12 protein-coding genes and 1 riboswitch are annotated in these 14,418 nt (G+C 41.4%); of the genes, 7 read left to right on the top strand and 5 right to left on the bottom strand.

Annotated features, from left to right (window positions below):
• Positions 1 to 12 precede the first annotated feature (12 nt).
• Positions 13 to 2,967 (bottom strand): glycosyltransferase family 117 protein, encoded by a 2,955-nt coding sequence (locus ACO1XM_RS15050; RefSeq protein WP_486230437.1) that lies wholly within the window; start codon positions 2,965 to 2,967, stop codon positions 13 to 15.
• Between the two features lie 122 nt (positions 2,968 to 3,089).
• On the opposite strand from ACO1XM_RS15050, the gene ACO1XM_RS15045 reads away from it, so the two are divergent.
• Positions 3,090 to 3,536 carry a nuclear transport factor 2 family protein gene (locus tag ACO1XM_RS15045; protein WP_486230435.1) on the top strand — a complete coding sequence of 149 codons (447 nt, stop codon included), beginning with the start codon at positions 3,090 to 3,092 and terminating at the stop codon, positions 3,534 to 3,536.
• A gap of 5 nt (positions 3,537 to 3,541) precedes the next feature.
• Here the strand turns inward: ACO1XM_RS15045 and ACO1XM_RS15040 are convergent, their stop codons facing one another.
• A complete protein-coding gene (locus tag ACO1XM_RS15040) occupies positions 3,542 to 4,639 on the bottom strand; it encodes an ABC transporter substrate-binding protein (protein ID WP_486230433.1) in 1,098 nt (365 codons plus the stop codon).
• Positions 4,640 to 4,750: 111 nt separating this feature from the next.
• A riboswitch (cobalamin riboswitch) is annotated at positions 4,751 to 4,976 on the top strand.
• An 84-nt stretch (positions 4,977 to 5,060) separates the two neighbouring features.
• On the opposite strand from ACO1XM_RS15040, the gene ACO1XM_RS15035 reads away from it, so the two are divergent.
• From ACO1XM_RS15035 to ACO1XM_RS15025, 3 genes are all read left to right on the top strand, one after another.
• The gene (locus tag ACO1XM_RS15035) at positions 5,061 to 6,956 is read left to right on the top strand and encodes a TonB-dependent receptor plug domain-containing protein (RefSeq protein WP_486230431.1); all 1,896 of its coding nucleotides are present in this window, start codon (positions 5,061 to 5,063) and stop codon (positions 6,954 to 6,956) included.
• Positions 6,953 to 7,993: a DUF5074 domain-containing protein gene (locus ACO1XM_RS15030; RefSeq protein ID WP_486230429.1), complete on the top strand. Its 1,041-nt coding sequence runs from the start codon at positions 6,953 to 6,955 to the stop codon at positions 7,991 to 7,993. Before ACO1XM_RS15035 ends, ACO1XM_RS15030 begins: the two co-directional genes overlap by 4 nt.
• 135 nt (positions 7,994 to 8,128) lie before the next feature.
• A complete protein-coding gene (locus ACO1XM_RS15025; RefSeq protein WP_486230559.1) occupies positions 8,129 to 8,257 on the top strand; it encodes a C1orf53 family protein in 129 nt (42 codons plus the stop codon).
• Here ACO1XM_RS15025 and meaB read toward each other — a convergent pair.
• Positions 8,244 to 9,230 (bottom strand): methylmalonyl Co-A mutase-associated GTPase MeaB, encoded by a 987-nt coding sequence (gene meaB, locus ACO1XM_RS15020; protein WP_486230427.1) that lies wholly within the window; start codon positions 9,228 to 9,230, stop codon positions 8,244 to 8,246. The genes ACO1XM_RS15025 and meaB overlap by 14 nt on opposite strands.
• A 53-nt stretch (positions 9,231 to 9,283) precedes the next feature.
• On the opposite strand from meaB, the gene ACO1XM_RS15015 reads away from it, so the two are divergent.
• The 3 genes from ACO1XM_RS15015 (at position 9,284) to sucD (ending at position 12,553) form a co-directional block, all read left to right on the top strand.
• Positions 9,284 to 10,648: a CHASE2 domain-containing protein gene (locus ACO1XM_RS15015; RefSeq protein WP_486230425.1), complete on the top strand. Its 1,365-nt coding sequence runs from the start codon at positions 9,284 to 9,286 to the stop codon at positions 10,646 to 10,648.
• A gap of 16 nt (positions 10,649 to 10,664) precedes the next feature.
• Complete coding sequence (locus tag ACO1XM_RS15010) at positions 10,665 to 11,576, top strand: hypothetical protein (protein ID WP_486230423.1); 912 nt, start codon at positions 10,665 to 10,667, stop codon at positions 11,574 to 11,576.
• A gap of 98 nt (positions 11,577 to 11,674) precedes the next feature.
• Positions 11,675 to 12,553: a succinate--CoA ligase subunit alpha gene (sucD, locus tag ACO1XM_RS15005; RefSeq protein WP_486230421.1), complete on the top strand. Its 879-nt coding sequence runs from the start codon at positions 11,675 to 11,677 to the stop codon at positions 12,551 to 12,553.
• Here sucD and ACO1XM_RS15000 read toward each other — a convergent pair whose 3' ends face one another.
• Together ACO1XM_RS15000 and ACO1XM_RS14995 are read right to left on the bottom strand one after the other, a co-directional pair.
• The gene (locus tag ACO1XM_RS15000) at positions 12,554 to 12,805 is read right to left on the bottom strand and encodes a hypothetical protein (protein ID WP_486230419.1); all 252 of its coding nucleotides are present in this window, start codon (positions 12,803 to 12,805) and stop codon (positions 12,554 to 12,556) included.
• Between the two features lie 220 nt (positions 12,806 to 13,025).
• Positions 13,026 to 14,363, bottom strand: coding sequence for a PhoH family protein (locus tag ACO1XM_RS14995; protein WP_486230417.1), 1,338 nt, complete (start codon positions 14,361 to 14,363; stop codon positions 13,026 to 13,028).
• Positions 14,364 to 14,418: the final 55 nt, after the last annotated feature.

Here is a 14,418-nt window from a genome sequence, read left to right as displayed (position 1 = left end):
TATAATAGCGGATTAGAAATCAGATCTGTCGGTGTCTCGGATGTTGAGCGTGTTATTGAGACGCTCAAGGGATTCCTCAACTTTTTTACCAAGTTCAGCTTCGTTGTACTTATAAAGAACACGTTGTAATTCATTGAGTACAGCATAGCTGATTTGAAACTCTCTTGAGAAATCTTGTTTGGCCGCAAGGTGCATGGTCATCTCTTCGGCTTTAGGCCACATGATGTTCACTACCTCCAGGGCTTTCTCTTTTTCACCCACTTCAAAAAGCACGTCAACCAAACGGGCATTCACATGATCATATTGAATTGTTTTGTCTGGCATTTTTTCGAAACAGAACATAACGGCCTCACGTGCTTGTGCTGTTTTACCTTCCAGTAATAAACCATCAATAAGCGATGCGAAAGAGCTTCTGTGGTTAAGTACAAAGTTTCTGTAATCCTGATTGTAATAAGCACGGGTGTCATCCAGGCCGCGATAGCGGAAATTCTTGAGCATGTTTTCCATGCTGACTTCCGTGTTTACTAACTCAATGCGGGGGTTGGGATTGAAGATAGGCAGAATTCTATATGCATTACCTTCCTGAATAACATAACGACTTAAGTCAACATTGAATTGATCAAGCGAAGTCATGTTTACGTAGATAGGACGCTCCCAATTGCTGGTCGCTAAAAAGTCCAGCATAGCAAGGTCTTTCTTTTCGAGTCCGCCACCCTTGAGTTTAAATCTCATCTCAGGCACAATCAAGCTATCAAATCCTTGCGGAACGATACCCAGCGATCGTACATGCGCAACATCTACCTTCAGCACTATTTCCCGGGTAGGCACTACGTTGGCTGTCGGATATAAGCGTAATCCCTTGTAATCTTTTTTCAACAGACCTAAAAACTGATGCAGGTCCATTTCTTTTATACCCAGATCCTCATAAGGAAGGTAGTCGTTAGGGCCACCTTGTCGATAGTTATCCAGTGTAAGCGTGTAGGGTAGTGGTTGTGACTCATATGTCTGACGCATGGATTGCCCAACATACCAATCCGTATTGTAGTAGCTCAATACAATTACGCGCATGTCTGTTCTGACGCCTTCAACCTCCTGATTATACCAGAGCGGGAAAGTGTCATTATCGCCACCAGTATAGAGTACAGCGTTTGGTGCACAAGATTGCAAATAATTATAGGCAGAGTCTACCGAGAAGTAGCGATGATTTCTGTTGTGATCATCCCAGTTCTGCGCCAGCATCATCGTAGGTGCACTTAATCCTAAGAGTGTGGCTAGTATGGTAGCCGGAGTAAGGCTCTTAAATATTTTTTCAAAAGTTTTAGCGATAGCAATCACTGCGAAACCAATCCAGAAACAGAAGGCATAGTAAGAACCTGCATAGATGTAATCGCGTTCGCGGGGTTCGCTTGGTGGTCCGTTCAGGTAAATAACCAAGGCAACCCCCAGCAGGATAAATAACAAACCGACTACAGCCAGATTTTTTTGATCGTTAACAAATTGATAGAACATACCGATCAACCCTAAAATAAAAGGAATCAGGAATAAATTATTACGACCCTTATTCTCCATTAATGCTTGCGGCAATTCTTCAAACCAATCGGTTGGTCTTAACCAGTCTGCACCTTGAATGTCGCTTTCACGTCCGGCAAAATTCCACATGAAATAACGCATATACATCCAGCTGATCTGGTGGTTGAACATAAAGCGAAGGTTGTCGCCAAATGTTGGTTTTTGATTTTCTTTCAGACCTAAAATCTGTTCGTATTCTTTCTTGGCATCACTAACCCAGATACGGGGTAGTATGGTAGTGCGATTCGGATCATACTTGTAGGAAATTTTACGATCCACAAGTTCATAACGGTCTTTCCCTTTTTTATAAACAGGCTCTCCTTCTACCACTTCGATGGGTTTCGCATCATAGTACTGACCTTTTAACAGTGGTCTGCTGCCATATTGCTCGCGCTTCAAGTAGCTAACGAAACCAATCGGGTCAGAAGGATCATTTTGATTAATAGGCGGGTTGTAGTTTGAGCGAATCACAACCATGGTATAGCAGCTATAACCAATCAAGATAAAGGCAAAAGAAAGCAAGAAAGTGTTAAGCAGAGGCATTGCTTTCTTTTGTGAATAATAAATGCCGTAGATCAAGCCACTCAATAAGGCAACAATGAAAAAGATAATGCCTGAGTTGAAAGGCAAGCGTAAAGAGTTTACAAAGAAGATCTCCAAACTACCCGCAAATGAAGGAAGACCAGGGATAACAATTGAGTTAATGAAGAAAATGATCACCAGACTGATTAACAAGGTGCTTACTATTCCCCACAGGCTGGGCTTATACTTTTTAAAGTAATAAATCAATGAAAGTGCAGGAATGGTCACCAGGTTCAATAAGTGAACACCGATTGAAAGTCCCATCATATAGAAAATCAGAATGAGCCAGCGGTTTGCTTTTGATTCATCTTCGATGACATCCCATTTAAGCATAGCCCACACAACAAAGGCCGTGAAGAATGAAGACATGGCATATACCTCCGCCTCAACAGCAGAGAACCAGAAAGTATCGGAAAAAGTATAAGCCAAAGAACCGACCAGACCAGCACCCATCAATAACCAGGTATTTGAGTCGGTGAGCTCATCATGGCTGCCAAGTTTTAAAAGTTTTTTACCAAAAAGAACAATAGACCAGAACAAGAACATGATGGTAAAGGCACTGGCCAGCACGCTTGAGAAATTTATCCAATAAGCAACTTTGGTAACATCGCCCATGGCAAGAAAGGAGAACAATCGGCCGATCAGTAGAAATAGCGGTGCCCCGGGTGGATGTGGAACTTCCAATTTGTACGATACGGCTATGAATTCGCCACAATCCCAATAACTGGCCGTGCGCTCCATGGTAAGCCAATATGTAGCGAGTGCTATAGCAAATACGAGCCAACCGGTAATGTTGTTGATTTTCTGAAACTTCATGATGGATTTTAACAAAATAAACGTGCTAAAATAGGTAAAATTCTTTGTTGAGCTGACTAATGTTATGTGAATAATAACCTTGGGCTAATCTTTTCGTTTGCTGTCTGAAAGTATAGATAAATATGAAAATAGCGCTGACTTTTTCTTTGGTAATCACATCAATCTTACTCCAAGCCCAATCGAAGCAAGACTCACTTGACATTACTCGAATTACCCTTGATTATCTGGAGTCGCAACATAAGCCTAACCCAAAACAAATGGATCAGGCACTGCATCCGCGCATGGTGAAGCGAACATTCTGGAAAGATAAGGCAACGCAAAAAGAGTATTTATCGGAATATTTTGCAGAGAACATGGTGATCCTTGCGGAAAGATATAATACGAAGGGAGATAAATTTCCACCTGTGCCCAAGAAGGAAGTGAAGCTCTTGGATGTATCTGATAGAACTGCCTCCGTTAAGTTAATCGCTGATGAATGGATTGATTACATGCATCTGACAAAACTTAATGGTGAGTGGAAAATTGTGAATGTGCTCTGGCAGTACCATGACTCATCACGACATCAGTAAGAAGCTTATTCTAACTTTTTATGAAAGAATAATGTACCGCCAGTCAGCAACTGAGGGTGTCCAATCATTACAAGATCCTGCAAGATTATATCAGGTCTTAAATAGCCGAGCTCCAGAAATTCGCTGCCGCCCGTGGCTCCGATGCGTGCATTATACGTGTAGACATTTTTGCGTTGATAAGCATTGAATTTTGCATAACGCTTATCGCTTGTTTCTATTTCTTTCAGGGTTTTAAAAGAACCAACGCCAATCCAGTAATCTGCCTGGTTGGCTTTATCATAGACAAGCTCGAAAGGTAATTGCAGATAGCCAGTGGTGGAATCATCGCTCCACAAATAACGGAAGCCAGCATCACGCAAAAGTTTAGCAGCATAATTTTGACCAGCAGGCATAAACCACGCATCGCCATATACAATGCCACTCATAACTGTTGGTTTTGACTGGGCAAGTTCATCCACTTTTTGTTTAGTCTGCAAATAGTTTTCTTCAATAGCGGAAAAGATGGAGTCAGCCATTGCTTTTTTATTGAAGAAAAGAGCCATGTACTTGATCCATTCTGCTCTGCCCAGCGGATGTTCTTCCAGGTATTCGGCATTCATAACCACTGGTGTTCCTAAGTCCTCTATGCTTTTAAATTGCCCATAATCACCAGTCATGGTATAAGCCATTACCATATCAGGTGACAGTGAGGCGAGCTTTTCAATGTTAAGTCCTTTATCAACCCCCAGATCGGTAACATAGCCGCTGTCAATCCTGATGCGCATTTTTTCAGAGCTGATATAATCCGTTGTAGGGAAACCAACCAATGCTGCACTTTCATTGAGATAATCTAATAATGGAATGTGCGTGGTGGAGGTACAGACAATACTTTTAGTGGGAGTTTTAATGATTTTGATATGACTTTCATGTGCAGGAATTTCTGCAGAAGCATCAATTAACCAATACGTTAAAATCTCTGCTGATCCCTGATAAGGTTTCATAACCTCAACCTGAGTAATGTTTTCTTTATGGGAGATACGAAAACCCTTAGCATACTTTGTGTAAGTAGAGTCAATAACAAAAGTATTGTTCTGGTTTTTCTTGTTGCCGCATGAAGCGACCATTAGAGTTATAATAAGCAGGCTACAAAAACGCATGTGCAATATTAAAACTTGTTACACATAGAATACTATAAAGTATTTGACTTCTTTTTTGTTTTGAATAACAGCTTTCTATATTTGCAGCCGATTCGCGGTTCTTCAACCTGTTACAGGCTCTGAAGATTAAAAGGGAATTTCGTGTAATACGAAAGCTGTCCCCGCAACTGTGAGCCAATACCGGACTATCTGTAGTCTGGTAAATGCTACTGACAATCATAGCCACTGTGTGGATGGTAACATCAACTTGGGAAGGCGTTAGTAGTAGGCGAGCCAGGAGACCTGCCGTAATCATTAATAAATTTTTTGACTTTCGGGTGAAAGGTCAGGGGTGTTCGAAGGCTTTGCTTTCAGACTTTTCTGGTTTACCACCTGTCGCAACTAAACGATGATGGTTTTGCGATTGGGTATGCTTTGTACGCTTGTACTTTGTGCTGCGCATTTGCGTGCACAGAGCGACACAACTGTGCTCGCGCCTGTAGAAATTTACGGAATCCGCATAACACCTTATGCTACAGGTGCTAAAGTGAATGTATTGTCCCTTGATAATACAGTGCAGACTTTGGCAAGCACTCTGGCGAATGAGGCTTCAATGTATTTTAAAAATTATGGCAACGAACAACTGAGCACGATCAGCTTCAGGGGCACAACGGCTTCACAAACAGCAGTGCTTTGGAATGGCATCAATGTTAACTCACCCACGCTCGGGCAAACTGATTTTTCTATTGTGCCCATGTTTTTGTTTGATGAAGTACTCATACAATATGGAGCCGGTAGTGCCTTGGTTGGCACTGATGCCATAGGAGGGAGTGTATCACTAAAAAGTAAAACTGTCATTTTTTCCAAAGGATTTAACACCATGTTCTACCAGCAACTGGGTAGTTTTGGACGTGTGGCCAGCGGAATTAAATTTAATGGAGGCAATCCTAAATGGAATTTTGCTACCAGCCTCTATGGTTTTAAAATTGAAAATGATTTCCCCTACAACTCGCCCGCTGTTGGCTATGCACGGAAACAGGAAAACGCAGCGGTATCAAATGAAGGTGTACGACAACAAATAGCTTATAAGATAAATGAAACACAGCAGGTTTCAATTGAAGGAATCTATGCACACAACTTTCGTCATAATCAACCAACTGTAACTAATACTGGTGCTAACGAAACACTGGATAATAAGCAACTGAGATTTGCCTTGCACTATGATCTTGCTTCGGCATTGGGTGTTATGCGTGCCACAGTAGCGCACATTCGTGATGAGCAGGAATATACCGATGATGAAAGCAATCTGATCAGCACCAATCAATGGGCAGCTTTGATTAATGTAGATAAGCAGTTAAGCGAAAAAATGAGTTTGCGCTGGGGCGGAAGTGCAACACAATATGAAGCAACAGGAGCTAATTATCCGGAAGATTTAAAAGAAAGTCGCTTTGATGCATTTACCTCCCTCCGATATAGCCTCAATCCACTGTGGTTACTAAGTATCAATTTGCGTCAAACCTTTTACGATGCACGCTATGCACCTTTCGCTCCTTCTCTCGGAACAGAAGTAAAATTATATGAAACAAAAGTAAGCAAAGTGAATTTGCGTGGACAAACTGCAAGGGCCTTTCGAATTCCGACACTTAATGACCGATACTGGTTGCCGGTGGGTAATCAAAACCTTAACGCAGAGGATGCCTGGCAAATTGAAGCAGGCATCAATTGGGCAAGACAGATTGCGCACACGAAGTTGGATGCTGAAATCAGTTATTACAAAACACATACAACAAACATGATTGTGTGGCTACCCAATGAAAACAGTAACTGGGCTCCGATTAATCTTCAGGAAGTAAATATTAATGGTCTGGAAAGTAATCTGGCAATAAACACACAACTGGGTAAAAGCCAATTGAACGCAAAACTCTCGTACAGTTTTACAAAATCGATCAATGAAAAAGGCATAGATGGATCAAGCATTGGTAAGCAGCTTCCCTATGTGCCTATTCATTCAGGTAGATTAATGCTAAGTGCGAGCCATCCCGGATGGACAATTATGCTGCGTAATAACTATACCAGTATGCGCTTTATTTCCCTCGAGAATAGTAAAAGACAAGCTTTGAATGCCTACTTCCTCATGGATGCTGAACTTTTTAAAGAATGGCATTGGAATAAAATTTTACTGACATCACGTGTGCAGGTGAATAACCTTTTCAACCTCTACTATGAAAATTTTGCAAAGCATGCGATGCCGGGTCGCAATTTTTCAATGAGTATCTCTATACACTTAAACAATCAATTAAAATGAAAAAAACGTACTTGAATTTTTTTGTAGTACTACTAGCGAGCTTATTTTTATTTGTAAGCTGCGATGAAAGCGACAATGGCCCCAAGGGCGATTTTGATAATGGTGTGCTTGTTATTAATGAAGGGAATTTTATGGCGGGTGACGGATCCGTTTCCTTCTTTGATCCAAACACGAAAGCAACCACTGAAGATATCTTTGGTCTTGTCAATGATGGTCTTGCTCTGGGCGATGTTGTTCAATCCATGACTGTGGTGGGTGACGAAGCCTACATTGTGGTGAACAACGACAATAAAGTTGAGATTGTAAACGTCAACACTTTTGAGGCACTCCATACCATAAACAATGTTAAACTGCCAAGGTATTTTGCTGCAGCCAGTGGCAAGGGTTATTTAACAGAATGGGTAAGTTTCTCAGAATCGGGCCGTGTTTCCGTAGTAGATTTGGCAACACATAGTGTAACCAAAACCATTACAACAGACTTTGGTGCTGAACATGTTATCGCTGTAGGTAATAAAATTTTTGTATCGAATAATTTTACCAATACCATTTCGGTAATCAGTACCACAACCGATGCCGTTGTGAAGACAATAGAGGTAGGTTCATCGCCAGGAGAATTTGTACTGGATGCGCAAAACAAACTTTGGGTAGTTTGCGGAGGTGATTACCAGGAGAATAATGGTGCCCTGGTGCAGATAGATCCATCTACTGAGGCAGTAGTGAAGACAATTGAACTCAATCGTAATGTTCCTGCAAAATTGGTTACTGACAAAACAAAAAATGTGCTCTACTATTATTCAGGAAAATCAGTGTATAAGTTGGCAACGTCTGCCACTGTTGCACCTGCTGAACCATTATTTACAAGAGCCAGTGCGACAGGTTTTTACGGACTAGACATAGATCAAAACACCAATATCATTTATATAGGTGATGCTAAAGGTTTTGCCAGCGATGGAGAAGTATACCGCTATAATCTTGATGGTAGCTTTATTGACAGCTTCGCAGCGGGCAGAGGGCCTAATGGATTTGTATTTAATTAGTAAATAAACAGGTATGCCGGTTCAGTTCCCCTGCGTGCTGATTCTTGTTGTGAATCGGAAGCTGCTGAATTTGGCATACCTTTGTTTTTGATTGTGAGCAAAAAAGATAAAAATAACAAACCGAATGACACTAACATGCCCATGTTCTATTGGGAGAATGGATTAATGGTGTTTACAGAAGCCTATCATCTGAAAAGAGGCTATTGCTGTAAGAATGGTTGCAGGCATTGTCCCTTTAAAGGAGCTAAGCCTACATCTTCTTAAAATTTTCTAACATGATTTTAGCGGCCTGGTAGGCCGACATCGCACCGGACTCAACTTTTTGCTCCAGATCATTAATGTGTTTACCAAGTGTTTGTGACCTTTTCACTTCTTGTTGCAATAAATGGTTGAAGCATTCATAGAGCCAGGTCTTATTTTGTTCTTCTCTGTTCTGCAAAAAGTAACCATTTAATTTTGTATGTGTTTCATATTGCAGAATGGCATCCCAAACTGCTGCGATGCCTTCATTTTCCTGAGCCGAACAAGTCATTACCCTGGCTGTCCAACCACTGGCTGGTGCCTGAAATAAATGTAAGGCATGCGTATAGTCGGCCACAGCCATGGCGGCTTTCTTTTTATTCTCACCATCTGCTTTGGTAATTACAAGAGCATCTGCCATTTCCATTATACCTTTCTTAATGCCTTGCAGTTCGTCACCAGCTCCCGCTAACATCAGCAAGAGGAAAAAATCCACCATGTTTTTTACTGCGGTTTCTGACTGACCAGTACCTACTGTTTCTATAATGATAACATCAAAACCCGCGGCCTCACAGAGCAAGGCAGCCTCGCGGGTTTTATGAGCCACACCACCCAAAGTACTACCCGAAGCGCTGGGGCGGATGTAGGCATTTGGATTTTTAGAAAGCGTCTCCATTCTGGTTTTGTCTCCTAATATGCTACCATGAGTAAGCTGGCTGCTGGGGTCTATGGTTAAAACAGCGAGCTTCTTATCAATTGAAGTTAAATAGTTGCCGAAGGTTTCTATAAAAGTACTCTTACCAACACCGGGTACTCCGGTAATGCCGATTCGCAATGCTTTGCCTGTATGTGGCAATAATGTTTCCATGAGATCGGCTGCCATGGTTTCATCTTCAGGCAAGGCGCTTTCAACCAAGGTAATAGCCTTACTGAGTGTAACCCTGTTGCCAGCTAAAATGCCACTGGTTAATTCCGGAAGAGTTAAACGCTTTTTCAAATTTAGTATGCTGGTTTGATGCAAATCTCTAAATTTACTAAAACCCTCTCTCTATGACAGAAGAAAAAAAGGTAAGAAACTTTTGGCTGGAAGTCATTCTCTGCTCAACATTTGTTTTTACCGTGCTCTATGGTATTGCCAATATATTGCAACTTGGTGTATTAGATGTGTTTGACCCCATTGGTCAGGCTTTGGGCGATACAGAATTAACAGACATTACTTTTTCCAAACTGAGAGAAGATCCTGAAATTGATACCAACATCTTAATTATTAACACGGGCTTGCTTTCCAGTGAAGAAGTAGGGGAGCAGATCAGAAACATCAGCAGGTTTAAACCTAAGGTAATAGCGATAGATGTTTTCTATAATTGTCCCGAAGGCTTTACTGATTCTATTAATTGCCCGATCGCTTACGATACTTTACGCGAGCGTCCTTTGGGTGAGGCCATTGCCAATGCAGGCAACGTGGTGATGGTGACCAAACTATTACAATCAGATTCGCTGTACAACAGATATGGTGGTGACATCGATATTTTTGACTCCCTTGAACATACCATGGAAATTCTCAGGCCAGGTGCGTATGAGGGTTATGCCAATTTGGAAACAGATGCTGAGCATCAGGAAGATTTAAAATCCTGCAGACGTTTTAATCCGCGCATGACAGTAAACGGCAAAGAAGAGTTGGCCTTTTCCGTGCGTACAGCCATGATTTTTGACCCCATAAAAACACAGCGTTTTCTCGAAAGAAATAATTCTGTTGAAGTAATTAACTATAGAGGAAACATTATTGATATGCATGGTGCCTCAGAATATGCTGGTCGTTATTTCACATTAGATTGGTATCAGGCACTAGACACCAATCAATTCGTATCCGGGCTCATCAAAGATAAAATTGTACTGATGGGTTTTCTGGGTGAAAATTTTGACGACACTTCCTGGGATGATAAATTTTTCACCCCGCTCAACAAAAAATTTGCAGGCAAGTCCAGGCCAGACATGTACGGGCTGGTAGTGCACGCCAACATTATTTCTATGATCCTTAATGAAGATTACATCACTGAAACGCAAGACTGGATTGAGTATGCCATTGCCTTTGTAGTATGTATGCTTAATGTGGCCCTGTTCTTTTATATCACCCGAAAGATACCCCTATGGTTTGATGGACTCAGTATCATTATGCAGTTGTTTCAGATTATTATTTTGTCATTGCTAATGGTGTATTTTTTCCATTGGTTCCACGTAAAGTTGAATTTAACGGCAACTTTGGGCGCTTTGGCGGTGGTTGGCACAGGATTTGAGCTGTATAATTCGCTTGTAAAACAGATTTGGACACTATATTTGGGGAAATATTTAGGCCGTTATTTTAACATGTTGGGTTCCCTTAGCAGGGAAATCAGTATTAAACGACACAAAGACTAACAATAAAAACAACACCATGAAAAACAAACAATGGACTCTCTTACTTGTCATGACAGTCTTCAGCCATTTTGCAATGGCGCAGGATTATGCCTTTCAGGTAATGATTAATAAGGGTAACAACGAGGTAAAGACAGGTGATACCTGGCAACCAGTTAAGACCGGTGCAACACTGAAGGCTACAGATGAGATTAAACTGGAGCCAAATGCTTACTTGGGTTTACGTCACACAACAGGAAAAATGCTTGAGTTGAAAAGCCAGGGTACCCATAAAGTGGCAGACTTAGCAAAAAATGTTGGCACTGGTTCCAGTGTAATGAATAAGTATACAGACTTCATCCTAAGCAGCAATTCTGCCGAAGCTAAAAAGAACAGGCTAAGCGCTACAGGAGCGGTGCACCGTACGCGTGGTACTGGCGATGGCGCTATTGATCTGCTTTTACCTGAGAATCAATTCTCACGCGTTTATGGCGATCAGGTGATTATTAACTGGGAATCTGAAAAAGTACAAGGTCCATACGTAATCGAACTTCAAAATATGTTTGAAGATGTGTTGGCTAAATACGAAACAGACGCTAAGTCGTACACAATCAACCTTACTGAACCCAATCTTTCAGATAAAGACCTGAATGCCATTATGGTTCGCGTAAGTTCAAAGAACGATCCTAAGCAGACTTCTTCAGTTAAAATGATACAGAAGCTTTCAACGGATGACTATAATAAAGTTAAGTCAGATTTAACTGAGCTTGGTCCTGTGTTGGATGAAACGGCTATCAATAAGTACTTTTTAGCTAATTTCTTCGAAAAGAACAATTTACTGGTAGATGCCATAACGGCCTACAAGCAGGCAATAGCATTAGAGCCTTCTTTTGAAGCAGAATTTGAAGAGTTCATGTACAGAAAGAATCTCAAACAACCGAAACAAAATTAATTCCAATAAAAAGGCTCCGAAAGGAGCCTTTTTGATTTTCATCCTTCTTGCTCTGCCCACAGAATCTCCTATTTTTGTGGACACTTAAAATCAGCACTATGAGCGTTTTGGTTAATAAAAATTCACGTGTAATTGTTCAGGGTTTTACCGGCTCTGAGGGTACTTTCCATGCCGGTCAAATGATAGAATATGGTACAAATGTAGTTGGCGGTGTAACCCCAGGTAAAGGTGGTTCCGAGCACTTAGGCAGGCCTGTATTTGACACCGTGAAAGATGCTGTTACCAAAACTGGCGCTGATGTAACTATCATATTTGTTCCCCCGGCTTTTGCTGCAGATGCCATTATGGAAGCTGCCGATGCAGGCATCAAAGTAATTATTGCCATCACCGAAGGTATCCCTGTAAAGGATATGATGTTGGCTAAAAAATATATCAAGAGTAAAAATGTAACATTGATAGGCCCTAACTGCCCGGGTGTTATTACGCCAGGGGAGGCAAAAGTGGGTATTATGCCTGGGTTTGTTTTCAAAAAAGGAACCATCGGCATTGTTTCCAAATCAGGCACACTTACCTATGAAGCCGCTGACCAAATCGTGAAAGCAGGTCTGGGTATTACTACAGCCATTGGTATTGGTGGCGATCCGATTATCGGAACACCCACAAAAGATGCAGTCGAAATGTTGATGAATGATCCTGAAACCGAAGCGATCGTGATGATCGGTGAGATTGGAGGAAACTACGAACCAGTAGCCGCACGTTGGATCAAAGAGAATGGCAATAAGAAACCAGTTGTTGGTTTTATTGCAGGCCAAACAGCGCCTCCGGGCAGACGCATGGGTCACGCAGGTGCGATTATTGGTGGTGCTGAAGATACAGCAGCAGCAAAAATGGCTATCATGCGCGAATGTGGTATTTACGTAGTAGAGTCACCAGCCGAAATTGGCGACACCATGCTGAAAGCATTGAAGAAAAAGTAATTATTTGAAAGTAGAGGATTTAAACTCCCTCTCAATATGACTTTCTAATTGTTGAAGACCCGGGAGCCAAACCAAGCTCTCGGGTTTTTTATTCTCATCATCGTCCTCAAACAAAATCTCTGCTATTTGTTTTCCCAGCATGTAAAGATGGAATTGCCTGTCTTTGTTGCTACGCATACCCAGGTAGACAGCCTTATTTTTTATGTACTGAACCTGGTACTTTAATGGTAATCTTTCAAGAATGAATTTCATTAACATACGCCTCTTACTTTATCTACACGAGTAAAGCAAAGTGCAGACCAGGGCTAAATTTGGTTAAAAACGAATATTTTTGATCGGATTGTCTCACTTTGAGAGTGAAGTCTCCCTGGTCTATGTCCTCACAGACCAGCGTTGTTATACTATTTTGACTCAACAAGTTTGGTGGAAATATTTCGGTCTGTGAGGACACAGACCGAGGGCAGCGAAAATCTTACAGCAATTCGTTAGCTAAATTAGCCAACTCTGAGCGTTCACCTTTTTCAAGGGTTACGTGCGCATATAACTCATGATCTTTTAAACGATCGATGAGCGTAGACAATCCGTTGCTTTGCGAATCCAGGTAAGGTGTATCAATCTGATAAATATCTCCTGTAAAAATAATTTTAGTGCCTTCACCAGCGCGTGTAATAATGGTTTTCACTTCATGAGGTGTAAGGTTCTGAGCTTCGTCCACAATAAAGAAAATATTAGATAAGCTTCGGCCGCGTATATAAGCGAGGGGCTGGATCAATAATTTTTCCTGGTTAACAAGCTCTGTAATCTTCGTGTATTCTTTATCAGTTTCGTTATACTGATTCTGGATAAACTTCAAATTATCCCATAGTGGTTCCATGTATGGGTTAAGCTTAGATTTAATGTCCCCGGGTAAATAACCAATGTCTTTGTTGCTCAAAGGCACAATGGGTCTTGCGAGGAATATTTGTTTGTAGTCACGTTTCTGTTCTAAGGCAGCGGCCAGGGCAATCAATGTTTTACCTGTACCCGCTATGCCCTGAATGGATACGAGCCTGATCTCCGGTTTCATCAAGGCATGGATGGCAAAAGCCTGCTCTGCATTTCTGGGTTTAATGCCGAAAATGGTTCGCTTCTCTACATGCTCCAACATGCCGTTAAAAGGATTGAAGTAAGCTAAAGCTGACTTCTTGCCGCTTCTCAATATGTAATAGTTATTTTTTAACGTGGAGGTGTCGCCAAGCAGTTCCTTTGGTTCTACATAACCTTTCTCGTAAAGGAGATTGATCATGTCGGAGTCTACATTTTCAATAACTGACTTACCGGCATGGAGTGATGAAATGTTCTGAACCTTACCTGTTGTATAATCTTCTGCGGTAAGTCCCAGCGATTTGGCCTTCAGCCTTAAATTGATGTCTTTGGAAACAAGTATTACCTTCTTGCCCTTCTCTTCTTGCTGGAGTTGTAGGGCAGAATTCAGGATATGATGATCTGCTTTATGCTCATTGAAAACCTTATTGGCATCAACAGAACTTTTAGTATCCATTAATACTTTAAAGTTCCCTTTGCCTTTACCATTGATGGGGTTCCACTGACCCAGACTTTGATCTTTAGCCAGCTTATCAATCAAGCGAATGAACTCGCGTGCTTCAAAATTTTTAGTGTCGTTTCCCTTCTTGAAATTGTCAAGTTCCTCTAAAACGGTTATCGGTATGCCGATGTCGTGTTCATCAAAATTGAGGATGGAGTTGTGTTCGTATAAAATGACTGATGTATCGAGTACAAAAATTTTCTTCTCCTTTTTAGCTTTCGCCATACCGTGCGCAGACTTGGTTTACTAAATGTATAAAAACCCAAGTTCGAATGCTGCT

Source organism: Chryseotalea sp. (assembly GCF_057350905.1).
The sequence above is the reverse complement of the archived record's forward strand: the minus strand, read 5'-3'. Positions and strand labels throughout refer to the sequence as shown.